General features: G+C 38.9%; 16 protein-coding genes. 2 read left to right on the forward strand and 14 right to left on the reverse strand.

The annotated features are described in order from the left end of the window. Nucleotides 1-26: 26 nt before the first annotated feature. The 12 genes from tssG to tssJ form a co-directional block, all read right to left on the reverse strand. Nucleotides 27-1,082, reverse strand: coding sequence for a type VI secretion system baseplate subunit TssG (gene tssG / locus EI164_RS03955; RefSeq protein ID WP_192518697.1), 1,056 nt, complete (start codon nt 1,080-1,082; stop codon nt 27-29). After that, nucleotides 1,079-3,049: a type VI secretion system baseplate subunit TssF gene (gene tssF, locus EI164_RS03960; RefSeq protein ID WP_192518698.1), complete on the reverse strand. Its 1,971-nt coding sequence runs from the start codon at nt 3,047-3,049 to the stop codon at nt 1,079-1,081. The genes tssG and tssF overlap by 4 nt, the downstream gene beginning before the upstream one ends. Next, nucleotides 3,042-3,548: a type VI secretion system baseplate subunit TssE gene (gene tssE / locus EI164_RS03965; protein ID WP_192518699.1), complete on the reverse strand. Its 507-nt coding sequence runs from the start codon at nt 3,546-3,548 to the stop codon at nt 3,042-3,044. Before tssE ends, tssF begins: the two co-directional genes overlap by 8 nt. A 276-nt stretch (nt 3,549-3,824) precedes the next feature. Next, the gene (locus tag EI164_RS03970) at nt 3,825-4,307 is read right to left on the reverse strand and encodes an Hcp family type VI secretion system effector (RefSeq protein ID WP_192518700.1); all 483 of its coding nucleotides are present in this window, start codon (nt 4,305-4,307) and stop codon (nt 3,825-3,827) included. Between the two features lie 49 nt (nt 4,308-4,356). After that, the gene (tssC, locus tag EI164_RS03975) at nt 4,357-5,859 is read right to left on the reverse strand and encodes a type VI secretion system contractile sheath large subunit (RefSeq protein WP_192518701.1); all 1,503 of its coding nucleotides are present in this window, start codon (nt 5,857-5,859) and stop codon (nt 4,357-4,359) included. A 35-nt stretch (nt 5,860-5,894) separates the two neighbouring features. Continuing rightward, on the reverse strand, nt 5,895-6,434 hold the full coding sequence (gene tssB, locus EI164_RS03980; protein WP_192518702.1) for a type VI secretion system contractile sheath small subunit: 540 nt from the start codon (nt 6,432-6,434) through the stop codon (nt 5,895-5,897). A gap of 250 nt (nt 6,435-6,684) precedes the next feature. Further along, on the reverse strand, nt 6,685-7,743 hold the full coding sequence (gene tssA, locus EI164_RS03985) for a type VI secretion system protein TssA (RefSeq protein WP_192518703.1): 1,059 nt from the start codon (nt 7,741-7,743) through the stop codon (nt 6,685-6,687). Between the two features lie 3 nt (nt 7,744-7,746). Beyond that, entirely contained in the window at nt 7,747-8,343 is a 597-nt protein-coding gene (locus tag EI164_RS03990) for a TagF domain-containing protein (protein ID WP_192518704.1), read from the reverse strand. 97 nt (nt 8,344-8,440) lie between these two features. Further along, complete coding sequence (gene tssM / locus EI164_RS03995) at nt 8,441-12,184, reverse strand: type VI secretion system membrane subunit TssM (protein ID WP_192518705.1); 3,744 nt, start codon at nt 12,182-12,184, stop codon at nt 8,441-8,443. A 77-nt stretch (nt 12,185-12,261) separates the two neighbouring features. Further along, nucleotides 12,262-13,473, reverse strand: a complete 1,212-nt coding sequence (gene tssL, locus EI164_RS04000) for a type VI secretion system protein TssL, long form (protein ID WP_192518706.1) — start codon at nt 13,471-13,473, stop codon at nt 12,262-12,264. A 26-nt stretch (nt 13,474-13,499) separates the two neighbouring features. Beyond that, nucleotides 13,500-14,840, reverse strand: coding sequence for a type VI secretion system baseplate subunit TssK (gene tssK / locus EI164_RS04005; RefSeq protein ID WP_192518707.1), 1,341 nt, complete (start codon nt 14,838-14,840; stop codon nt 13,500-13,502). Nucleotides 14,841-14,877: 37 nt separating this feature from the next. Beyond that, on the reverse strand, nt 14,878-15,504 hold the full coding sequence (tssJ, locus tag EI164_RS04010) for a type VI secretion system lipoprotein TssJ (protein ID WP_192518708.1): 627 nt from the start codon (nt 15,502-15,504) through the stop codon (nt 14,878-14,880). Between the two features lie 397 nt (nt 15,505-15,901). Here tssJ and tssI point away from each other — a divergent pair, with 397 nt between their 5' ends. Both tssI and EI164_RS04020 read left to right on the forward strand, forming a co-directional pair. Then, the gene (tssI, locus tag EI164_RS04015; RefSeq protein ID WP_192518709.1) at nt 15,902-19,000 is read left to right on the forward strand and encodes a type VI secretion system tip protein TssI/VgrG; all 3,099 of its coding nucleotides are present in this window, start codon (nt 15,902-15,904) and stop codon (nt 18,998-19,000) included. Nucleotides 19,001-19,023: 23 nt separating this feature from the next. Further along, nucleotides 19,024-19,932 (forward strand): ankyrin repeat domain-containing protein, encoded by a 909-nt coding sequence (locus tag EI164_RS04020; protein ID WP_192518710.1) that lies wholly within the window; start codon nt 19,024-19,026, stop codon nt 19,930-19,932. A 296-nt stretch (nt 19,933-20,228) separates the two neighbouring features. On the opposite strand, the gene EI164_RS04025 is transcribed toward EI164_RS04020, so the two are convergent. Next, the gene (locus EI164_RS04025; RefSeq protein ID WP_192518711.1) at nt 20,229-23,423 is read right to left on the reverse strand and encodes a site-specific integrase; all 3,195 of its coding nucleotides are present in this window, start codon (nt 23,421-23,423) and stop codon (nt 20,229-20,231) included. Then, nucleotides 23,420-25,347 (reverse strand): hypothetical protein (locus tag EI164_RS04030; protein ID WP_225739099.1); only part of this gene is annotated, 1,928 nt, incomplete at its 5' end. The genes EI164_RS04025 and EI164_RS04030, both read right to left, overlap by 4 nt.

The following is a 25,347-nucleotide window of genomic DNA, read 5'->3' on the forward strand; positions in this document are numbered from 1 at the left end:
TCTCTATTGAAGCTTATAAATAAAAGTTAATAGCTTATTATTAAATGGTCTTGATCATTGTGAGTAGCGCCAAGCCAAGTAGTAAGACCTAGCTTGTTATGCTCTCCCAAAACCAACTTCGGTATTTCTGGCTTAGCTAGTACAAGCTCTACGTCCCAATCGTATTCCTCGCCGACATAAAAACGCACCCACTCTATTAGTCTTTTTGCATTAAAATTTTCTTCAAAAAAGGACTCATATTGATCTAAACTTAATGGACCAATAACAATCCGAAAATTAGTTTGTACATCATAAATTCTACTACCGACTATCAGTCCATCGCCAAGCGTATAATCACCACTTGCGCCTAAACGAGTTTGCTCATCCTTAGGCAGCTTAAACCATTGACCGATATTCTCTTCAATGCGGATGGGCAGAGAGAAATATTGAGATAATAAGCTTTGAAAGTTATCTGCGGAGCGATTTCTTTGTAAACTATAGCCTGCAAAGTATAGTTTTGAAAAATGCTCAACTTGTTGCTCGCTTTGCTCCTCGGCCAAAACCGCAAAGCCCGCTAGACTCGCTATATACCTACTGAATTTATCAGTACGCTTATTTTCGAGTGATAATACACTTTGAGCATTCATCCAACTCCGATAAAACATCGTCAGAATTCTATGCTGTAGCATATTCACAAAGCTGGCCCAAGCTTCATCCCCATATTGATGCTTTCTTTGAAAAATAAATTCAATCAGATGCGATGGTAGTGGTGAGTTAGCGCCTAATAGTCCTATCTCATTAATAGCAATTTGAAACTTATGGTTATCAAGCGAAACACTGTCAATATTCTTATAAATAAAAGACATAGAAGGGTTTTGGTACAGTCTAAATAAATCCTGCGCAGGACTAACGGTTTCGCCAATTAAAGGCTTAGAGGCATCCTGATGACTCTCTAAATGTTTCAAAATAGAAAAAAGACTATATTTATGCAAGTCAGTCGTTATTTGCGACAGATCAACCCCACCATTTCCTTGTTTTGGGTTATTGGCTGATGGCTTATACTCATCGAGTGGCTTCTTTTCATCTATGTAGTTATCAGTCATAACAGAGACTTCTCACCCTTTATATCTTTCCATTTGATAATCTGACCTTTTTGTACCGTCAGCACATTCATCTCAACGAATGAGTTTATGGAAATGCTACGAGCGAAGTAGCGTCTTAAGATTGAGGCGAATAAGAAAGGGTGCACTCCTGCTAATAAGCTCTCATCGAAGGTGATGGTTATTGCCATGCCTTTGACTAAACTTCCTGCGCCTTTATGCCTCACTAATTTAGTAATTGGCTCAACGGTGAGCCGCTTTATACTATTGACCTCAGACTTATAAAGCTCGTTATTTTCGTGAGGAAAAGCTAACAGTAGCTCTTTTAGCAGTAAAGTACTATCCTTCTCAGAATAGTCTGCTAATGAGACGTAGCTTAGGTTAAGCTGATTGAGCAATGACCAAAGCGTATGCTCTTCGTTTACAGCGTCAATCGGCTTAGTCACCTCAGAGATAATATGAGCGCCGCGTATTGGCAAAGCCACATCTATCAAAAAATCTGACTCTACCGATCTAGCCATAATCAAAGGTAAATCGCGGTTAGTACACCACGCCTCTACCGCCAAGTGGTCGATCTTAAAACTAAATACAGACTGCCCCTCACTCATCATCGACAAGTAAACCTCACTGCCTAAGTAAGACGTTCGGCCACCATACATACCTGCTGAGGTAGAGGGCACTCTCTTATCTCGTCTCATCGAAAAAAAAGCGTTATTATTACTTTTATTAATAAAAACCTCTTGATCGGCAGCCTTATAAATCGGAGTAAAATTAATTTGTTGATTATTAAACTTATCGAACCCCTTAACTCGCTCTATACTATGCACTTCAAAGTTTAACGGATGAACACGATCGACTATGACGTGATGCTCCGTATTTTGCATAGTGACTGGAAACCGTACTGATTTTTTTCTAAATAGGTTGACCAAAGGAGCAGTATTGATAGTGATATCTTGCTCTTTAAGCAATTGCGTCAACTCAGGTACATAGCTATCAAATAAGAATGAGACACTAAACCTACGTTTCTCATGTCCTACGACGCGTTTATTTACCCCATTTTCGACTATCACCTCTTCAGTCTGTGCAGCAGTAAGCGCAAAGTCGCCATTCAATTCCGCTTTTCTTATCGCTTTTTTTATACCATGTTGACTGACAAATAAGAACTTTTCTGGTAGCTGGATATATTCTTGCATTAGTCTTAAAGAGGAGATGGATTTATCTAAATCAAATACTAGTGCTTCCTCATCAGCAAATCCTTTATGCTCAGGATGTTGCTCTAAGGGATAATACCATTTGCGCGCATCCTCAAAACTGTGACACACGATGTTAGTACAGGAGTTCATTAGTAGGTTTAAAAGTTGTGAGGCTACAGGAAGATCCGAGCCTAGATAAAACACAAAATCCTCAGGCGTTAGATCAGAACATTTGATTGCCGAACTCAGTGAAAAGTCCAGTCTTAACGCTGATAAGCTAGCCCCTGTTTTTACAGTTTTGAGATCAGGCAAGTAACTTAATGAATTGGTATAATGCGATGCCTCAAGCTCAATAGGAGTCAACTCTGTATCTTGAGTCAGTGAGAAATGGCAGCTCAAAGTGTTAGCATCAATGTCGATAGGTAAAGATTCAAGCAAATGCCCGCGTTTTAATGTATTTAGCACATTGACATTATAGTGCTTTGAGGTGTCAAACTTTATGATAGTGGAGGCAGGAGTAGGATGCAAAAACTGCGGGTAAATCACCTCTAAGATACGCTGAACAAAGCGGGGGTATTCGGCATCTATTTTGAGCTGAGTTCGTGCTGTCAGATAAGCCACCCCTTCAAGTAGGCGTTCGACATAAGGGTCTGGCGTCTCATTAGCACTTAATTTAAGACGAGACGCGATCTTAGGATATTGACTTGCAAACTCTTGACCCATCTCTCGCAAAAATCTTAGCTCTTTATTATAATAAGATATAATTTTTTTATTCATCTACACTGCCATCCACTAACGAGAAAAGTCCAGTTTCCACATCGATAGTTGTTCTTAACCAAAACTCTCTAGGATAAGGGTTAAGCTTAATCATGCCTTTGATCTCTATCAATAATTGATTGTGGTTAAAATGCAGATCATTTTCGATATGGACAAGCACTTTGAGACCATCTTCTTCAAGTCTAGGTTCAAAATTAATCAATGACTCCAAAATTAAATCTTGTACCCTACCCCAATCAATGTCTGAGATATTAACGCCAGAAAACGCAGGTATGCCATAGTTGATAGTTGAGCTCTTTACCTGATTAGGTAACAGAATATCAAGCTGCTCACTATGCAAACAAGTGGTATTCAACAAAAACAAAATATCTCTTAATATCGATTCACGATACTTAGAGATACTAATGCCACGATAATACTTGGCGTCATGATTGCTTCTAGGATCTGTATCTGTCAGCCTATCTAATAAGCAAGGAACTAAACCGATTTCATCTTTCATTAACTATCCAACGAACTCTTTATTTTGTATTATTTAATGACTTTTTGTATATAGTGAGTTCAATATAAAAATGATACAGCGGGACTGGGATTAATTTTGCGCAGCCTCTGTCGGCGTAGGCACAGCACGCCAGTAAAATTTATACCAGTTCCGCGTTTAAATATAATGTATCTGTTTTATTTAGAATCGACTATAACTGTGGCTTATCTTTTAAAAAAAAGATCTAACTCAAACTTTTAAGCTAGATCTTTGTATTATAAACAATAAGAGAAGCGATTAAGCAGAGCGATTCTCTTTGACATTGAAGGCCATTTGCACTTCAGCGCCTTTAGAACCTTTATCATTCTGTTCCCAATACTGGTTTTTAACTTTAGCCGCTTGGAATGAGTATTCCATCATTAGTGACTCATTTTCTTGAGCACCAACGAATTTAACAGCAGTGATTAACACATCTTCTAGAGTAGTACGTGAGTACTCAACTTGGTTGCCGCCGGCTTTACAAACAGAGATCTCAACCTTACCTAAATGCTGACCTACTGAACAGTTCTTTAGTACCGTCGGTGCAGCCTTATCGATAGCAGCAACTACAGTCAAATCATCAAAGTTGACCTTGCCAGCGCCACCGCCGCCGCCAGAACTCATAGAGCCTGGCTGCTCAGCACCCCAGCTAAAGCTTTGAATGTCAGTCCAGCTTTTGTGGTTAGAGTCCTTAGATTCGCCGCTAACCCCTTCGATGCGCATAAACATATCTAACGCCATATTACTCTCCTAATTTAAATAAAATATTGATGAATAAAAATTGACTTCTTTATTCATCTCTTGCTGAAGGTAGTTTAGATACTAGACGTAAAGAAACTGTTAACCCTTCTAGTTGATAATGAGGTCTTAAGAAGAACTTCGAAGTATAATAACCAGGATTGCCTTCGATTTCTTCCACTATAACCTCAGCGGATGCTAATGGTTTTCTTGCTTTGGTTTCTTGAGTTGAATTAGCAGGATCTCCATCGACATAGTTCATAATCCACTCATTGAGCCATCTCTCCATATCTTCGCGCTCTTTGAACGAGCCTACCTTGTCTCTGACAATACATTTGAGATAATGAGCGAAGCGGCAACAAGCAAATAGATAAGGCAAACGTGCTGCTAGCTTAGCATTTGCCGAAGCATCTGCATCATAATACTCAGCGGGCTTATTGAGCGACTGCGCTCCTATAAATGCTGCTAAGTCGGTATTTTTTCTATGTACTAAAGGCATAAACCCTAAATTTGCAAGTTCAGACTCACGGCGATCACTGATAGCGATTTCGGTAGGACATTTCATGTCTACACCGCCATCATCAGTAGGGAAAGTATGAGTTGGTAAATTCTCAACTATACCGCCCGACTCTACGCCTCTGATAGAGGTGCACCAGCCATATTGTTTAAAAGATCTATTAATATTGACAGCCATAGCATAAGCGGCATTAGACCAAGTGTACTTATCATGGTTCGAGCCATCAGTATTTTCTTCAAAATCGAACTCATCGACTGGGTTTGATTTTGAGCTGTAAGGCAATCTTGATAGAAACTTAGGTAGCGCTAAACCAATATAACGTGAGTCCTCAGACTCTCTCAAGCTACGCCAGCTAGCGTATTCTGTATTTTGGAAAATCTTACTTAGGTCTCTTGGGTTGGCAAGCTCCTGCCAAGTCTCCATCTGCATCACATCAGGAGAGGCTCCTGCGATAAATGGGCAATGAGAAGCAGCGGCTATCTTCTTCATACCATTTAATAGCTCAACATCTTGTGGCGAGTGGTCAAAATAATAGTCACCAACCATGCAACCAAACGGCTCGCCACCGAACTGACCGTACTCCTCTTCATATATTCTTTTGAATAACGGGCTTTGATCCCAAGCAACACCTTTGTAGCGCTTGATATCGCGAGCTATTTCTCTTTTTGCGATCGGTAAAACTTTTATTTTTAGTAAGTCATCGCTTTCTGTATTGGTAACCAAATGGTTTAACCCTCGCCATGCACCTTCTAGTTTTTGAAACTCTTCATGATGAATGATCTGATTAATCTGTTCTGACAGCTTGCGATCTATCTCAGCGATAATGTACTCAATAGTCTGATAAGCATCATCTGATACCACTACTGTATTTTTTAAAGCCTGCTCAGCTAGTGTAGTGACTGCGTGTTGCACCGCACTTTTGGCATCTTCAGTTTTAGGTCTGAATTCCTTTTGTAATAAGTCTGCAAATCCTGTCTCTTTTTCTTGTAAAAGCTCAGGGTTTACCTCTGTTTTATTTAACTCTTGGACTTTATTCATAATAGTAGTCTCTAACTCTATAATTTTCTAACTGTTTATTCGTCGCTGCTATTGTTTGCAGCAGCCTTATTACTACTCGCTAGCGCTTGTAGCAACTCACTATCCGCTAAAACTTTAGAGATAAGCTCTTCAGCTCCCGATTTACCATCCATATAAGATAGTAGGTTTGATAGCTCAGTTCGTGCTTGCAAAAGCTCTCTTAAAGGCTCAACTTTATTGGCCACTGCTGTTGGCGAGAAGTCGTCCATACTCTCAAACTCAAGCTCGACATTCAGATTACCTTCTCCTGTCAAGGTGTTTTGAACTTGGAAAGCAGCTCTAGGCTTCAAGGCTTTCATTCTGTCATCAAAGTTATCTATATCTACTTCTAAGAATTTTCTCTCAGATAAATCGGGCACTAGAACTTGCGACTTACCTACTAGATCGGCCATAACGCCCATAACAAAAGGTAACTCTACGGTTGATTCTGACCCATACAACTCGACATCATATTCAATCTGTACACGAGGAGCACGATTGCGTCCTACAAATTTTTGGCTTGACGAATACTTTCTATTGGGATTATCGTTAGACATTTATACTTCCTTTTGAAATTGCCTCTTAACTAATGGCTAATAAGGGTTAAATTCAACTTAATTGCAAGTTCTTATTGTGAGTTATCTGATAAACTACAGATTAATAGAGGAAATTTATTTCCCTACTATAGTTTATTAACTTAACTAAATCTACATTTTAAGCTCACTGTTACATTATAGCTATAATCAATTCATAATACTTATTTTGTAGCTTATAGCTCAAGGTGCTTATCACAAGGTCTCGTCAGCATCAGTCCTCATCACTTTCTTGTTCACTCTCTTCTTTACCAATAATCAAGTCCAAGTCATTAAGACTGTTAGGACTTATATTTTTTAGTATCTCATAAAAACTCATATCCATAAGCTTTTGCAATCTTTCTATAAATAGTGGAGCGGGATGACTTGGCTCTTTCAATCTAAAATATAAGTTCAATTTCTCTAATACTATTTTTACGTCAGCTCTATCTTTTATTTTTATATCCTCTAAGCTTTGTATGTCGAGGACTGGTTTAGTCATCACTGTATTTAGAGCGGTGCCAACCTCTTCTTCAGAAGAATCTTGATTATCGCTTTCTTCCATAGTAGATGTCCTAACTAGTAAGCTTGCAATCACTTCTAAAGGTTTCTTTATGGTAGAAAAGTCTAAGTGAAAACCTTCAAGATTTTTATCAAAAACATTTTCTATTGCTAATATCAAATCTAAAGCATCTTTTAGAGCTAAGAGCTCTTCTTGTTCGTTCTCATAGGCTACTTTTATGTCCTCTATAAGCTTTTCTTTACCCCCAGGATATAAGCCATCTTCATTATTCATCAATGATGCCGCTACGGACTTTATTTTAAAATAACTCTTTTTGCTAGGTGAGTATAAGATATTCGATTCATTTAGCTGCTGGATAATACCAGTATTAGCGATGAGTAGACCTATGGATCCTGATCTATAAAAAGCATCAAAACTACCCTCTTCATCTACTAGCTTTGGATATAAGTCTTCCCAATACTTGTCCACATTGGCATAGATGATCTCACAGCCCTTTTTAAAGCCTTTAACACCATAGTTGGCCGTCAGTGCTTGCGCATAAAAACAGAATACTCTGATATCTTTAGATTCAGATAGTATTTGGCGACAAAGCTTTTCAACTGTGTTCCAGTCTGGTTCTTCCGCCTCAATTATGACATCGCCATACTGCTGTTCAGGCTTACCTTCAACTAAGGTCTGAATATCAATAAACCGTGCGTCATATTCTATGTCTATACCTGTTGGCTGCGCTGCTGAAATAGGATCCACAAAATCTGAAAAATTTTTAGTCATAATTTAGCCATATATTTTGTTGTAGAGCGTACAAGTCAAAGCTCCTTGATGAGTAATAGTAGAAAAATTGTCTAGGTTAATCCAATATGACTCCATAATAGACTCATGTCTCTTTGCTATGATTTCTGAGACAATATTCTTTATAACATCCTTAAGGCCTTCTGCTACTTCATAATCGGTGGATATCGATGCAAAATACTGTTGTTCGGTAGTAGTAAAGTCGCCGTTTGCTATCAAATTGACAAACCCTTGATATTGGTTAGCCATTGAAAGCACTGACTCAAACATGCTCTCTAAGCTCTCAAATTGACTGATTGGATATTCGAAATAGACTAAAAAAGGGTGTTTACGCTCTGCCATATCTGAGCTTAATGTCGTCAAACCTACCTTCAATTTTTCACCTTCGCTTATAATAAATAGCCATATAGGCTTATCTTTATTTTTATTGCCCAAAAAAGGTAATAAGCTATTGGTATTAGAGCACTTATTGAACCAGACTTCCCAGTCGTAATAGTAATCTCGCGCTAACCCAGAGGCCTTTATAAACTCCCTTCTTCTACGGAGTTTGCCGAAGTAATGGAACTGTTCCCTGTTAGACATTTAATTTCTCTTACTTTTGTTAATGCTAGGTTTGAAAGTGCTATTTGAAAGTGATTAGCGTATGAATCTGCACCACTAAAAGTCTTTAGTTAGGCTTTTACGGACAAGAAAACCTGCGCAAATCAGCTAAATAAAAAGGATTGTTGCCTACCCCAGCACTAAATTCAATCACTATATCTTTGTCGTCAAGAGAGTACCTAACTACGCTTTTATTCCGGTTGTTGATAAGCGTTTTACCTGCTTCAACTAGTTTTAATAGAGCCCATGATCCATCAGTCTCAACTTCGTCGACTCTTTTTTCATTAATATAAGCTAAAAAGCCTACCTTCCTTGAAGAATCTTTAGGCCAAGTGGCTCTAAAGCTCTCTAACGGGCCATGACTGTATGAGTATGACTTATCGCCATAGTTAAAAATTAACTTTTCAATTCTTGGGTCGACATTAATAACTTTGACATTGAAATCAAATCCTAGCTGCCCATTTCCTTTTTGAAGAAGAGGTGTGCTTACTTGCTCAATGTCGCGAACGCCTCTAAACTCAGATCTAAATTTTGAATGCAAGCGTATAAGCTCATCAAAACTAGCGACCCGCATGGCATTAACTACTTGCGGATTAAGATTCATAAAAGACTGATACTGACCTTTGGTACCAAAGATCTTGTCGAAATTAGTAAGCTTGATCTCGCTGTCTGAGTTTGCACTAAAGGGATAGCTGTCTTGTGTGAAGCCTTTACAAAAAGCGGTGATAGGAGCCAACTCACGCTTCATAGAATTGAAGGCCTCTAATTCCTGCTTTTTTTTTAACTCCGTTTTTGCTACCTCTTGCTCCTCCTTTAATGCCAGCTCTTCTTGTCTTCTGGCTTCTTCTTTATCTTCTGCCTCTTGTCTTATGTCATCTTCTCGCTGTCTTTGCTCTTCAAGCTTTCTTTTAGCTTCAATATCTGCTTTCAGTAGTCGCTCATTCATCTCATCTAAACTTTGATTGAGAATAAAAACCGAAAACTGATCAAACATCTGTCGAAAAGGCGATGGCAATCTATTTATCTCAGCTCTATATCTAAATAACGAATCATTAGATGGGAGATCGACTCCTTTTTCTACTGCTACATCCAAGATATCTAAGAACTCATAAAGATCCTTAATCGAGACGACTACCTCATTTATGGCTGCTTGATCGGATCCTTGCTTTTCAGCCAATACCCCAAACTCAGAGAATTCTTCATCTACAGGAGTGGTGAACTTAAGATTATCAATGTAGTTATCTTTGACATAGCCTGCCTTGTTCTGCAAATTGCCAAACCCTGCTCTAGAAATCAATCTATCTACAGTATCTTTGACAGCGCCATTAGTCTCACCACCCTCTATCTGTTTACTAATATCCAAAGTCGTATTATCGCTGATACCTACGATTATATTCTGCAGTGGCGAGTTTGAAGTATTTGAGAGAATCTTGGCGATATCTCTAGCTTCACGAAGATTTCTAGGTTGCTTTAGTCTAATATCGGCAATATATCTATTCCATGCGCTGATATATCTTTGGAAGTAAGCGCTTTTGGCTTCTTTTAAGGTATCAGTTTCACTAGATTTTAAAGAGGCATAGTTGCCCAATACCCACTCCTCTTCTTCATAAAGCTTAGCCGTTGACTTTAGAAGCTCAGGAAGAACAAACTCAATATAAGCCTGTTTGGTATAAATAGGATTAATAGCTTCAGTTAAAGGTTTGCCACTTGCTCTAGCAAAAACCAATCTACTTTGCTTGCCGCCCATCGTATCAAAAGAGACAGGCACCACTTTATTACCGCCTCTAGCTATCTCAGTAAAACTATCATTCAAAATCATAATTGAGATATCATTACGGGCAATAAACTGTCTTCTTTCATCAACTAGCTTGGTATCGAGAGGTAGACTTGGCGTCAGCCCTTCTTCTTGAAGAATGAACTTTAGAGACTGCTCAATTCTCTGTTTTTGCTCGGCATTTTGGATCGAAGAGTCTTTTTCAAAACTACGCATCAGCCAAGACAACATGAATTCAGCATCAAACCTTGTGTCATCATATAACATTAGGTAGGCTTTTAGAGCGTTGTAATTGTCTATAGAGGAATCCTCTGGGCTCTGTCTTAGCAACTCGTCGATCTTATATGAGATGAGCGGCATAACTCTTTCATTTAGAGCACGCTGATAGGCCGCTTGTGAGATTTCGTCCACAGCGTAGCCTTGATACAGACCCATTCTATGTTTGAGCGCAGGCGAGTCTATATCGACAAAAGGCGCAGTTCTAGATAGCACTCTTATTTTGTCAGCCATTTCCACAGCTTGTAGCAAGTCTTTGGTTTCAGTGGTGTCTTTTAGCTCTTTATCTAAGCTAATGGCTTTTTCGTTGACATCTTTTAGATATTGACTGTTCGTCAAAAAACTATTAAACATAAAGGCAGAGGCCAATATAACACCACCTGCTATGGCACCTACGCCTATCCATTTAAGTATTTGGTTCTTGGTAGACCAAACCCTATTATTACTAGCAAGGTTAGCGTCGTTAAATATAACATCGGTAAATAAATCATGAATAAAATAACTTTTGGTAACTTGTGAGCCTACAGTCTTATCTTTTATGTATTTAGGTGTCAGCTCAAAATTACTGGTTATGTTATTGAACACAGGATCCATACTTTCACCATCTTGATAAGCGCTGGTGAAAAATATGCCTCGCCACTGTACAGCCTCTTCAAACTTTGAGGATTTATATAACTCTCTAAATAATAAGATTAGTCGCTCATTAAGTAATGAAAACTCATTTGAGAAAGTAAAAATGGCATCTTTTTCAGTCTGATTGGGGACATCATCTATTATTCTCAGATAAGAGGACTCTATATTATCCCTGATATTATTAAGCTGTTTGGAAACGTAACCAATAGTTGCCGTCCCATTATCGTCTTCTATATCATTAGCAGGAATAGTAAACCCTAGATATTTTTTCCTTTGCTCTTCATCTAAACTACTAAAAAAGTCCTCAAAACCTTTTAAAATATCTAACTTAGTCACCATCAGGTATACAGGAAAGTTGATACCTAGCTTGGCTCTCATCTCTTGAATTCTTTTGCGTAATTCTCGAGTAATATTTTTGAAGTCAGTATTAGGGTTCAAAATATCATCTAGACCTATAGTGACAACTACCCCATTAATAGGCTGTCTTGGTCTATACTTCTTAAGTAAGCTGATAAATTCAAGCCAATCGTATGAATCCTCTTCATTGTTATCTTGTAGCGATAGTCGACCTGCGGTATCGAGTAAAACCGCATCATCTGTCAAAAACCAATCACAATCTTTAGTACCAGCCAAGCCACTAATAGAAGCACCAAAAGTGCTCTCTAAAGGAAAGTTTAGACCTGATTCTCTTAACGCAGTTGTTTTACCCGTTCCAGCAGCGCCGAGCACCACATACCATGGCATCTGATATAAATACTGGCCTGTAAAGAATTTATTTTTTATATAGCCATCAGAGTTTGAGAATTTTGCGCTTTTTAGAACCGAGTCTATCTCATCAAACTGACGACTTAGCGGACTGTCTTTATTCACATGCTTTAAAATAGGCTGCTGTGAAGTTTTTATGTCTTCAACCAGCTCTCTATTTCTTCTTGCTTGCAAATACTGTTTTAGAAAAGTTTTAGTTAACCAAACTAAAAATATTAGGGCAATAATAGCTATTCTCACCGCTTTACTCTCAAGAGGTTTGTAGCTACCGATAGCTACGATGCCTCCAAAGAACCAAATCAATAGAGATATCCCGAGTAGTCCTAAAAAGACCCAAAAAACCTTTGAACTTGCAAAAGACAATAACCTTCTCATCTTATAGAACCTTCTTGTAATCTCTCAAAAAATTTTAAATAATAAAAGTAGTCATTATTATTGCTAGGGTTAGATTTTTATGGCTCAGTTGGGACATCATTACCCAAGCTATAAACGGTTATCTCAACCCGTCTGTTCTTTGCTTTATTGTCAGCAGAGTCATTTGCAACTACTGGATTAGTAGACCCTCTACCTTCTGATCTGATTCTGCTATTATCTTCTACGTAGCCTTCCAAAATCTCTTTTACCGCGTCTGCGCGCGCTTGAGACAATTGCCAGTTAGAAGGAAAAGTAATACTTTGTATAGGAGTATCATCGGTATAGCCAGTGACGACTACTTGACCACTGATACCTTGTAGCGCTTGACCTATAGTGGCTAATACTGGAAAAAATTGATTTTGAATATTTTCTGAGCCAGACTCAAATAATCCATCTCCCAAGATAGTAATAACGCTGCGATCTGCAAACTCATTAACCTCTACTAGATCTCTATCTATCTCAGTTTGTAGAGCTGGGGTTAGCGGTTTGGTTTGAACAGTAGCACTACGCCCGCTGACGTTATATGGTGCATTAGCGGGTAACGATAGGGTGTTTATCTGGGCACTAGTATCATCCATCGTTGAACCGAGAAAAACCCTCAGCATAATATAAAATATGGCGACTATAAGACTGGCTAGAACTGCGATGACCCATAGAGGAATTTGCCAACGACGTTTGACTTCATCCTCATTTTTATCGCTGCGAGTTTCTTGAAACAATAGACTAAAAGTTTCTGGTCTTTTTGATCTAATCAAATCAATGAGTCTATTTTTTTCTTGTTCTAAAATAGTGTCGCCGTTATTGGCTATCTGATATTTACCTTTATAGCCAAACTGTAAACAGAGGTAGATAAATTCGATAAGGTACAAATTTTTATCAACATCTAACTTAGCTTTATCTAAGATTTCAAAAAAACGCTCTCCGCCCCAAGTTTCATCGAAAAAGGAGACTAGTAAGCTTTTTTTTGACCACTCTTCGTTTGCCCAACCTGATCTAACTGCAGATTCATCAACAAAAGCACATAAGCAGTACTGCGCTGCTTTCACCATCTCATAAGGCGCTCCCTCTTTTTCAGCTTTGGATTCGAAATCCTCAATCATTGAGGAAAACTTATGTAACACCTTGTCTACTGAAAGCTGAGTTGTCGAGTTCTTCATGGCATTGGTCGAAACCATTACTGGCTTCGCCGCTGAAATAATCGGATTATAAACCTCTGAGAATTGCAGATTTGCTTTTGGATCACTTTTCATTTTTTTTCCATCTATTTGCATGAAGTCTAATTTATGTTAGGTTTAATCGCCCAGAACTCTAGATCAATATTTGGGAAATCTCCTGCGACATGAAATGCCATACCTGAGGAATCATCGAAACGCTCCCACAACTCTGTTTGTTTATCCAGCTCAAAATAGACATAGCCATTGTGATAAGGCAGCTCTCTGGGAGCCACTGATAGAGCATTTAGTTTGACCCCTGGTAAATGATAAGCGACCAACTCTTTAATTTGTTCTACGGTACTTATTTTCATGATACTTGGTAGATTATGTCTTAGAGTCTCATTAGGCATATCCGCTTTTACGGCGAGTACAAAGTCAGCAACTTCCAATATTTCAGCATTTGGCGTTTGAGCCACGTAGGTCGCGCTGTCTTTTTTGCTTAAGTCTATTCTTATAATTCTTTGTTCTAATATGGTGGATAAACTAATTCTAAGATTAGACATTAAATGCTGATAGCACTGTTTTAAGTTTTTGTGGTCGTAAACGGGCATGTCGCCCATTTTTCTGCTAGGTAAAAAGGTCATTAAATCACCGCACAGCTTCGATAAGCTAACAAATAACGCTTCTGGATGCGTGTGATTGCTTGGCTGCTTTTGATGCTGCATATAAGCTAAGTACCTATTAACAGTCTGTAGCATGAGAAAATCCGTAATCTCAAGCGAACCACCTCGGTTAGGGTCATTGACAGCATTAGCCAAACTTTTGCTTTTTTGGGCTAAAAGTCCATACAGCTCATTAATATAGTTATACAGCTTAAGGTTTTTTTGAGCGATAAGGGTTGGCGGGATATAACTTTCTTGAATCTCGACTTCTGAGTTTTCGTTACTTGAGACAATAGCTATAGGAACTTTGATTAAACTTGAATGGATATTTTCTTCCAACATCAGACGGGCATTTAATCTGGCTAAGGTGACTACTCTAGGCTCTAAATCACTATCTGCAGTGTCTATTAAAGGTTTTTCAAAAGCGCTATAACGACTATTTTTTATCTTATCGGTATCAAATGATATCTCAGTTGAACTTGCCGTCACTCTAGAGATTACTAAATATAGCTTGGTCTCAGCTATATTTGCAGGCACGCTATACTCTAAGGAGTCAATCTCAAGTGAAGTAGGTACAAATACGGTACCATCCTCAAAAACTACCTCCAGTCTCGACAAACTCACTACCCCTTGCTTGAGGAGCGATTCATTAATCGCTAAATCATAAACTCCGTAGTAGTGCGCCTGTGCAAACTTAACTATATTATGAAGTTTACTCTCGGCATATCTATCATTTTGCTGAAAATGCTGCGGTGAAAGATAAGTACCTTCCGCCCATACTACCTTTGAATATTCGCCCATCATTGATACCTATTATTGCTTTAGTGCTAATTATTTGTTATTGATTGCTGAATATGCCTTTACTGTAGTCATATTTTGGCTTTTTATACTTACCATTTTTTGTTACTGACTTATCGTTTGGATGTCTTTTTGCATACTCTTTAAGCTCGGCTTGCATTTGTTTTTTTGACAATTGAAAGACATTTGACTGGTCAACTTTTAGATATAGATAACTGCTACGACTTCCCAATTTAGAAGGCTGTTTTTGTAGCGCTATCCTCCATGATGCGTCTTCAATATCGCGGTAGCCAGTAGTCAATCCTAAGTAATTCGTTCCTTCTTCTAAGCTGAGCGGTATTGACTTTATGCTATCTGGAGTCAGTATATGTTGAGTCTTGAATAGTACATCGCCATTCAAATCATTATCATCATCTATTAAATCTAAGTAGCTGCCATAAATAAAATTAGATTTTCGCTCTAATTGAAAGACGTCTAGTCTTACTGGAGCAGGCCTATTGACCACATCAAGGTTAATTGAAGGCGCTGTCAATATTAAAAACTCTACTTGTTCAGCATTACTTTTATTCTTTGTAGCGCTACTTAGCGTTGAACAGCTTGAAAGCATAAGACATAGCACGATTAAGCTATAGCTTATAAACCAAGTGTTTTTTTTATCTTGAAACATAGTATGCCTATTTATCAATGACTCTAGAATAGAAGCTGTAAGGTATAGTGCGTTAGTAGATTAAAAAGAAAGCCGTTTAATACTATCTATTATTTTCAAATTTTTGATGCTATTCGTATTAAGAGAATACACCCAAAAAACAAAGTTATGTTTGCTAAAAGCTGTGATTTTAGCACAACACAATGACAGTACAAAACCTTTAAATTTTATTATTATAAATTCCTGAATGCTCACTAACAGACAAGTTTTTATCAAGAATATCAATAAGACATGACATCAGCTTAGTATAACGATACAATCCAACCATACATAAGTTCATAGCTATAGTTTTATCATGACTCTATTGCTGTAGCACTAGCTCTCGCTTTACTTCTGAATATTAAAAAAGGATCTTCCCATGCGCACCATCGCCATCCACACCCCCTTTGGCCGCGCGTTATCCTTTGTTGAGCTCAAGGGAGTGGAAGCCCTCTCCAGTCTCTATGAATACCGCCTTGTTCTCACCAGTAAAAATGCTAACCTAGCCGCTACCGACATCATCGGTCAGACCATCGCTGTCACCATTGATACCAAAGGCGGCGAACGGGTTTTAAACGGTCTGGTTACCGATTTCGGTTACCTTAGTGAAGATGAGGACGAACAAAGCTATCATCTCTACACCTGCATCATGCGCCCTAATATGTGGTATCTCACCCAGCGTCATGACAGCCGCGTCTTCGTTGACAAAGACATCCTTGAGATTACCCGCATCATCCTAGATGAGTTTGGCTTCCCCTATGAGATACAGTGCTTAAACAGCTACCGCAAGTACGGTCATAGCACCCAGTACCAAGAGACCAGCTTTAACTATCTAAACCGCCTCTTTGAACAAGAAGGCCTCTACTACTACTTTGATCATACCGAGGGCAACAACACCCTTATCATCGTCGATGACAACAGCGCACATAGCCCCATTCAAGGCCGCGCCACCATACCCTATCACTCAGCCGTCACCCCAGGCACCCCCGACAAGAACTACATCGACATCTGGCAGCAAAGCGACAGGCTTGCCACCAAGAAAGTCAACGTTAACGACCACAGCTATAAGCTGGCTAATCGTAAACTTGATTACAACATGAGCACCCATGAGCTTGGCGGTATTACCACCGAGCACTATGACTTCTATACTGGCTTTAGCACCAAAGACGATGCGGCAAGCTACGCGCAAGTACGTAGTCAAGACTATAACGCTCAAAGCAAACGTATCACTGCCGCCGGTAACGTACTCACCATCGCCCCCGGTCACACTTTTACCTTGAGCCGTCATCCGCATGATGCCGCCAACACCGAACACCTCATCATCCATGCCGAATACGACTTTAAAGAAGCCGGTTACGCCAGTGGCACCCAGCAGTCGCACTACCGCATCTCTTTTACCGCCATACCGATAACTTACCAGTACCGTACGCCAAGAGTCACCCCCAAACCGCAAATCATTGGCAGTCAAGGTGCTACCGTCACCGGCCCTGCCGGAGAAGAAGTACACACTAATGGGTATGGCGATATCAAAGTACAGTTCCACTGGGACAGATACGGTCCCCGTAACCAGAAAAGCTCGGACTGGATACGCGTGGCCCAAGGATCAGCAGGGGGCAGCTTTGGCTCCATCAACACCCCGCGTATTGGCGAAGAAGTGCTGATTGACTTTATCAACGGCGACTCAGACCGTCCTATCGTCATCGGCCGTCTCTACAACAGCGCCAACCCACCGCCCTGGGGCTACCCGCAAGCGGCTAAAAAGTCCGGCATCAAGTCCAAAAGCTTTAACTCCCCGCTCGATAACTACAACGAGCTGATGTTCAACGATGATGCCGGCTTTGAGCTAGTGAATCTACAAGCCCAGCGTGATCTCAACTCCCTAGTGAAGAACGATGAGAGACGCAGAGTAAACCGTGACCGCAGCACCATCATCGACAAAGACGAGACTGTGACGGTGCATGGTAAACGTACTGAGGTAGTCGACAAAGACGAACACATCACCATCCATCAGAACCGCACTGAAGTGGTCGATAAAGATGAAACCATCACCATCCATCAGAACCGACAAGAACGGGTGGACAAAGATGAAACCATTGATATCGGTGGTAATAGAACAGAGACCGTACACAAGAGTGAACAAGTCACCATCAAAGGCAACCGAGACAAAACCGTCAAGGGCAATGACACCCTAACGGTAAACAAAGACCGTAAAGAAACCGTCAACAAGAGCCGTTCCCTCACCGTGGACAAGAACAACACTGAGCTGGTCAAACTGGGTAAGTCAGTGACGGTAGGCTTAGGGTATGTCACCCAAGTAGGTACAGTGATGAATACGGCAGTGGGTGTCATGCAAACTGAACAGATCGGACGTATCAAGAAAAGCTTTGTCGGTAAGAGCTATAGTATTACCGCAGGCGATGAGTTTAAGATCACGGTAGGTAAATCCTCACTGGTGATGAACGCCGATGGCAGTATTATCATTACAGGCTCAACCATCATTACCCAAGCGGAGAAAGAGAATAAGGTGATTGGCAAGGATGTGCTCATCAATCCGCCGGGGGCTAGTAGTAATGGTGGGAAGGAGGATGAACCTGCTCAAATAGGTGCTGATGGATTACCTGTTCAAGGTAGTGATAGTGATGAGTATGAGTCTAATGTAATAGTGACGGATCAAGATGGTAATCCGATTCCTGAAGATCAAAGGGTGGATTTGTTTGCAGGTCCTGGTGGAGGTGGTAGAAATCCCAGTAAAGCAGAAGTTGAAAAAGTTATCGATATGATAGACTTAAGTAGGGATGTTTATGATAATGACGGTAAAGGCATACCGGCATATCCACGTTTAAGTAAAGCTGAGATTCAAAAACTTGGTCTTAACCCAGCTCTATTTAATACTAAAGACGATGAGTCAGGATTTTACGCCTCGATATATAAAAATGAGAAAAATAGTGGCTATGCAGTTGCTATGAGAGGTACAGAACCTACCAAAATGACTGACTTAATAGCAGATGGTGCACAAGGTATTGGACTTTCTAATGATCAATATGATAAGGCTTACAAATTAGCTCAAGAGCTAAGAACTAGCCCGAAAATTAATAAAAATAATACTACCTTTACAGGACATTCATTAGGTGGTGGACTAGCGGCAACAGCAGGGTCTATTACTGGTTACCCGACTTACACCTTTAATGCAGCAGGAGTTCATTCAAAGACTTTAAATAAGTACGGCATTCCTGACAACAATACAAAGCACGTACAAGCCTACAATACTAAGAATGATCCTTTGAATTGGGCACAGGATAACAATGGTAAGGTTATGGCAGGAGTTGCGGCATTTAGTCCAGCAGCAGGTATTTGGGGCTACACGTCAGGAGCTTTGCCAAAAGCAGTTGGTACAAGGACAAGGGTTCCGACAGATGATACTAAGAAAACAGCCCACAACACGGATGGCATGAGAAAAGCGTTGTCTAAGAGGTTATAGGTTAATTATAAAAGAGCTTAAACATGAAAAATATACTGTTTTTATTACTAACCATACTAATCATAGGTTGTAGCAATATGAATACGCATAAGAACTATAGAGAAGCACACATAGAAAACTACTTCCAAGGAGACAACGTTGCTATGGCAGAAGCCATCTTTAACGAAGATACTGACGAGATTACCCGACTGGTTAAAGAAGAAGGCTATGATGTCAATACCAGAGACAGTATAGAGCGCGGTGTCTGGACCTACCAATGGACTTATTTAAACTATGCGGTGACCAAGGGTAAGCGTAAATCAGTTAAGACCTTACTTGATTTAGGGGCAGACATTGATAAGTTGCTTTTCATTGGCAGTGCTCATAGCAATCTAAACATAGCAGCAGGTCATTGTGATAAGGCTATGATAGAGATGTTGTTGGAACACAACATTAAAATGGATCATACCATCGCGCTTTCACCTCTAGATGATTTAATGGTCAATGATTGCTATAGCGAGCAGCTGTTTGATTTACTGATTGAGCATGGCACAGATGTCAATCATCCTGATTATTTTTCTGGTACTACTCCAGTTATGACCGCTTATGCTATTAATAATCACGATGCCATTGACTATTTATTAAGTAAAGGCGCTGATCCTTTGCAAGTTAGCACCAGTGGACATAGTTTCGCAAGTTTAATACAGATGAACTTAAATGATAATATAGGATTACAAACCGCTCAAAAGTATAAGCAAATTATGATCCAAGACTACGGTATCCAGTATCCTGTAGAAGTGTCTTATAGAAAGGGCATTAAGCAGTCGATTAAAAGGTTTGAGAATGCCACAGCTAGAGAAAAGAAGTTTTTAGGAGCCAGCGAAGTAGAACGAGTAAATGACATGCGAGAAAGTTTGATTACTGGTGTTGATAATGGCATAGCCATTGATTAAATGCTATATATTGGTTGTCTATACAAAATGTCTTATGCGCCGTATAGCAGCACTTAAAATTATATGTCTTCCTACATAATTCTCGACTATATCGGAAACTGATTTACTTGAATAAAGCAGCAATGAGCTATGCTGAAGCAACCGTAGAGATAAACTTGGTAAACTAAACGCAGCAACAAAGATTTATTATGGCTAAGGGAGTTATTGCCTACGATCGATCTTTTACCTTGAAAAACTCCGCTACGCAAATAAATAGAAAAATAAGAACTGCTTATCAATTGTCAGTATATATTTTCTCATCTATCTAGCTCAAAACTCACATCCACAATCAGCAGTAAATGCATCACATACTTCATCAGTGATGATGATGCACGGGTAGCTTCATTATTAGTAGAGTTAATTATCTCATTCTCTTTAGGATTAATCACCGATAATGAATAACCGCTATAAAAGTCATTATTAGTAATGTTCTTTGATAGTTTACGATAATCAGCTTTAAACTCTTTCATTATTTCTAGCTGTTTTTCTTCATTCATTATTTTCTGATACTTCAACTCTCCCTTTTTAGGTTTTGTTGTGCGCTTCATTTGGTAAGCACTGATATTTATTCGCCAATATCTAGCAGGTAGTATTTTTATGGCGATATCTAAATAGTCATAAAACATCTGTTTTTCATTAAACTTAAAACGAAGGTCGCTATGAGATGAGTTAGCTTTTTTGTAGAATGTTGAAAGAGTGCTTTGCACGCTCTTTTTCATCGACTGGTCAAGATATAGACTTTCTAATTTAATAAAACATTCCTGCACGAGTTGCTGCTCTTTAACAATGGTTGGCAGTGTTGGTGCTATTAATACATGCCCTGACTTTGGCTGTTTATACTTAGATATCAATTTGTAATCAGGCTTACCATTTCCATCGGCTGCTAGTAGTAGTGCTCGATTATATAGCTCAACTGCATCTTCATAGACAAAATGATGTTGGGCGGCTTCAGAAACCACCTTACCTGCTTCAATCTCGCTCAAGAACTCTTCAATCTGCCAACGCGCATACTTACCAAAAATAGGAGAAACACTAACACCCTCATCTTCTATACGTGATGTAGGAAAATACTGCTTACTATTATCAATTTTTTTGATATTTAACTCACGGTTGATAAACTCACGTATTTTTGTCAAATCTACACTATTCGTTTCAAAATCTAAGGCTTGTGGATTATGTTGATTGAAACTTCGACGTGCTTTATTCGTAAGCTTTGTAACCACACCAACAGGTAGCTGCATATATGCCTGATCCAATAAATGTGCTGAGATAATATCTACAGTATGTATATAAGAGCTAAAAGTAGTATCTAGGTCAGCATGTCCCGCAAACTCCATCAAGGCATCCCAATGATGACCAGATTTGATACGCATTTTTCCTAATAAATCCGCTTTAATACGCTGCACCTCATCCTCAGTATAATCAGTAAAAATATCCAAAACTTTTTGACGACATCTCAGTATTACTGCCATGTTAGATAAAGCATTATGGCGAAAACTATGCAATACCAAGTGTTGGTAATGAGGGCCAATAACCTCTTTAAACACTCGATCCACACTACCTCGATCTAATGGGGTCGACAGCCCCTCAAGTGCAAATAAGTATTTACCTTCTTTTTTATGACGAGTCCTTTCTATAAAATAAGCCTGAAGCTCTTTAAACTCACCTGGTTTTAACAATACTGATAAAGTAATTCTGCGAGTGCCATCATCTGACTTTAAGGTTCTATGACTATTTGAACGAATAATCAAATTGATGTCGCTATAAGTATCTCGATCATATTCAATATCTGTTAACCGAATACCTAATAGCTCATTAATTCTTAAGCCGGTGCGATAAAGCAAAGTAAAGATCACTTTCATCATGCTTTTATTGTATGAAGATAATGCGATCTGCTTACTGACACTTCGTATAATATGTTTATATAAATCAGGTGATATCAAACTACTAGAGACTATTTTCGGATCATTTTCACGCTGAAGATGCACGTGTGGTGCACCCAGATGTTTTTTCAAGCTTTGATGTATTGAGTTCAATACCGTCTGGGTGTAACCTATATTGAGAGTGTTTTTCTTGGCGATGATACTATCGTATAAAAACTCATATTGATGTACTCGATAATCCGTAATATCTTCATCACGAGTGCCATATAAAAATGCTTCACCCACCTCTGTCAGATATCTTAATAAGGTAGAAATAGCTTTATTAATAGCATTTAAATCAAGCATCCAGAGAATTAAAACTCGCTCACTAGAACCTTCGTGAATTTCAGTCAACGCCTCGAGCTGCTCTTTAATTTTTTTCCTACTGCCCATAAGGGCGCGGCGAATATCTTTTAATACGTTTTTATGAGTCTTATCTTTACTTACACTATCCTCTATGCCGACAACTTCATCCTGCAAATTTTGAGTAGTTTTATTGAGTCTATTAACCGTGATGTACTCATTTTTGACAGTAGTGGTATCTGATTCCTGAGGAGCCCCTAAGTAAGCTTGCCAGTCTTTTAAACTAATCGCGGTATGGGTATCATGATGGACAAGTAATTCCACTAGCTGCTGATCTATGTGTACATTCGATAATGTCTGCCAGTAAATATTCAAATAGCTAAAAAAATCTGTTTTCTCTAAGTTATCCGCTTTAAATTTTTGTCCAATCAAATTACCAAGCTGCCTAACACAGCTATAAAAGCTTGGTATCTTCGATTTCTCATCTTCCAATAGCTGATTAACTTTAATTAACCACAAGCGACTGATATCGTCTATGAACACCCATTTTGAGTAAGAAATAATTTTTTCATCAGAACCTTTGATATGTATTATCTGATTGCCATAAGTTTTAGAAACGACATCTAATGGAATATAAACCATGTCATCAGCTAATCTATATAACTGCTTTTTAGTGGTGATATGCACATAAAAAGCATTTAATACATCAACAGAATGTATGCGTCCATGCATCAGCAATGAAAACATCAACCAAGCTAGTCCATCAACAAGAGAAAAACTGTTCTTTGTTTGCCATGTTTGAACAGCCTCATTCATTATATTTTGCAGCTTAGGCAGATAAAAAAAAGCATCTCTTAATGCTGTATTTTTTGGGCGTTGAGGCTGATAAGCAACCGTTGGAGCTGGCAGTGGCTCTAGCCCCCTACGTTTACGCTCACGGTTAATATTATTAAAAAAGAAAAGACGCTTGGTTAATGCTACTGGCATTAGGCCTATAGAAATATATTTGCTTTCTTCAAACTGTTTGTAAGTGTCTTCATAAAGTTGATAGATAGATTCTTCACTGACTTCAGACCTTTCTACTTTAAAGTTTTTAAGAAAGCTCTCCCAAAGCTTTTGACATATAAATTCAGCTTCTACTAAAGCATCTTTTTTTTGCTCTTCACGTCTCTGCTCACGACGTTTATAGCCGAACAATTCATCATCTGACTGTTTTTTAACACTCATACTTGCACCTGTCTTATTTCAAGCTTATCTGCAAGTGCTTGATAAGTTGGACGCAAGTCTAAAATATCACCGATGCTGATTGATGAATTCTTTCGCCAAGACTCCTGCCCCATCATTTCATGACCAAATACAGAGAGTATCATTGACTCATTTACGTTCTGCTCATGCAGATAACGCTGCCCAACATGCCTTGTCCAATCCTCTTTAAACTTAAAGCTCTCATGAATTTCATTTCTCACCAGTACTGGACGAATTGATTCTAGCTCACCTTTTTTATTAAACACGTTAATCAGTGGTCGCTCAGAATTCATTATCTCTTCAATCCAATACTTAATACGCATGTCCAAACGACAAAAACGAGACGAAAAGCTTTTTAAAAAATCTATATATCGGTTGATTGCCTCAATTAAAAATGGGCATAGAGGCACATATCTTTGACTCGACGCCGTTGCTCGCTCTTCTTTGTCAGATATCCAAATCAGCCCCACCTCAAAATTGAATTGGTCCAAATAACCTGGTGCACCCTCAACTGCCCTAACTGAAGTTAAAAGTAAGCTGATATGCCAAAGCCAAATGCTATATGAATTAAATTTTTCAATATAATCAGTCGTTGCCTCTACTTTTTGGTGTAATAGGTCAATAAAATTAATGACGATTGCATAATCAGGGCAATTCTGACTACCGATTTTATAATCAAAAGTATTGGAAACTAGATTTAGATAATCATTGTTATATGTACTTCTTAGACTAAGTAGTTTAATAGCCTGTTGATAAACAGTTCGAATATCATCGACACTGTTAGAGCTATACCATATATCCGCTCGCTTACGTTCATTTCGACCTGTAATGATACTAGCAACCTGACTATTAGAGACATGATGAATAAGAATACTGTATAAGCTTTTCTCAATACGGGCCAGTGACAGATATGGTAGCTTTAGGGCATCACGAGTTTCGTTTATAACTTCATACAAAATCTCTTTATTAATATCGCCTTTATAGGCTAAAAACACACCCAGTTGCTCAGGAAGACTTATGTCACATTCCAGCAAACGATTGGCTAGTATTTGCTGAATACCTTGAGTACGCAGCCTAAGAGGTGTGATGTCTAAGATAATGTTCAAATGATAGCTATTGTTCCGACGATTTAAATTAATATACTGCTTAGTGTTACCTGTTACATCCTCACTTAACTGGACAACTGACCTCCCAGTTAGCATTGACAGTAGTAAATAACTAACTACTCTCTTTTTATCTCTATCATGACTAGATGATAATTCCTCAAAAAGCTGCCATAGATACGCAAAAATATTTTGTAACGCGAATAAAGGTAGAATCCTGACATTACTACCAATAAGACGTTCATTCTTATTGGCATGCTGCAGCTTTGAGCGCGTACGATGGTACATCTGTTGCGGAGAATACTTTTCATGCGCTTGTAGTGATGTTTGCTTGAGTATCGTAAAATCTGGTAAACCAATATCTAATTTCTCGCGCACGACATCAATATCATTATCAGTTTTTAAAAACTCGGTGACACTAATTAACTCATCGCTATCATCGTCGACATCATTAAACACAACGTACTCAATTTTTTCGTCATCAACCCGCCGTGTTACCCTACTTTTACGACCATTTGTGGAAGTCCGCTCGATACGATTTTTGTTGTGAAGCACAAATTTTAATGCTCTGTGCACTTTAGCAAACTGATTGAGGTCAGGACTATTAATCTTGTCGAGATATTGCTTATATGCATCAATATTGTCGAATGTAGTGGCTATGTCTTTAGATTGCAACTCTACACACTTTTGCCATAAGTGATGATAAGAACTACCTTGTACTATCCACAAACGTGCAAAAGTAGTTATCCCCCCTATGGCAGGATAGTTGTCACCCCTAAATAATAATTCCAAAGGGGACAATG

The sequence above is a fragment of the Psychrobacter sp. FME13 genome, assembly GCF_014861395.1.
Lineage (GTDB): Bacteria > Pseudomonadota > Gammaproteobacteria > Pseudomonadales > Moraxellaceae > Psychrobacter.

What these genes read in the sequence shown, in the direction of transcription:
- tssI (WP_192518709.1), top strand. Translation starts at nt 15,902, where the DNA reads ATGCGCACCATCGCCATCCACACCCCCTTTGGCCGCGCGTTATCCTTT.
- tssJ (WP_192518708.1), bottom strand. Translation starts at nt 15,504, where the DNA reads ATGTTTCAAGATAAAAAAAACACTTGGTTTATAAGCTATAGCTTAATC.
- tssL (WP_192518706.1), bottom strand. Translation starts at nt 13,473, where the DNA reads ATGAAAAGTGATCCAAAAGCAAATCTGCAATTCTCAGAGGTTTATAAT.
- EI164_RS04025 (WP_192518711.1), bottom strand. Translation starts at nt 23,423, where the DNA reads ATGAGTGTTAAAAAACAGTCAGATGATGAATTGTTCGGCTATAAACGT.
- tssM (WP_192518705.1), bottom strand. Translation starts at nt 12,184, where the DNA reads ATGAGAAGGTTATTGTCTTTTGCAAGTTCAAAGGTTTTTTGGGTCTTT.
- tssE (WP_192518699.1), bottom strand. Translation starts at nt 3,548, where the DNA reads ATGAAAGATGAAATCGGTTTAGTTCCTTGCTTATTAGATAGGCTGACA.
- tssK (WP_192518707.1), bottom strand. Translation starts at nt 14,840, where the DNA reads ATGGGCGAATATTCAAAGGTAGTATGGGCGGAAGGTACTTATCTTTCA.
- tssF (WP_192518698.1), bottom strand. Translation starts at nt 3,049, where the DNA reads ATGAATAAAAAAATTATATCTTATTATAATAAAGAGCTAAGATTTTTG.
- tssA (WP_192518703.1), bottom strand. Translation starts at nt 7,743, where the DNA reads ATGACTAAAAATTTTTCAGATTTTGTGGATCCTATTTCAGCAGCGCAG.
- EI164_RS04020 (WP_192518710.1), top strand. Translation starts at nt 19,024, where the DNA reads ATGAAAAATATACTGTTTTTATTACTAACCATACTAATCATAGGTTGT.
- tssB (WP_192518702.1), bottom strand. Translation starts at nt 6,434, where the DNA reads ATGTCTAACGATAATCCCAATAGAAAGTATTCGTCAAGCCAAAAATTT.
- EI164_RS03970 (WP_192518700.1), bottom strand. Translation starts at nt 4,307, where the DNA reads ATGGCGTTAGATATGTTTATGCGCATCGAAGGGGTTAGCGGCGAATCT.
- tssC (WP_192518701.1), bottom strand. Translation starts at nt 5,859, where the DNA reads ATGAATAAAGTCCAAGAGTTAAATAAAACAGAGGTAAACCCTGAGCTT.
- EI164_RS03990 (WP_192518704.1), bottom strand. Translation starts at nt 8,343, where the DNA reads ATGTCTAACAGGGAACAGTTCCATTACTTCGGCAAACTCCGTAGAAGA.
- tssG (WP_192518697.1), bottom strand. Translation starts at nt 1,082, where the DNA reads ATGACTGATAACTACATAGATGAAAAGAAGCCACTCGATGAGTATAAG.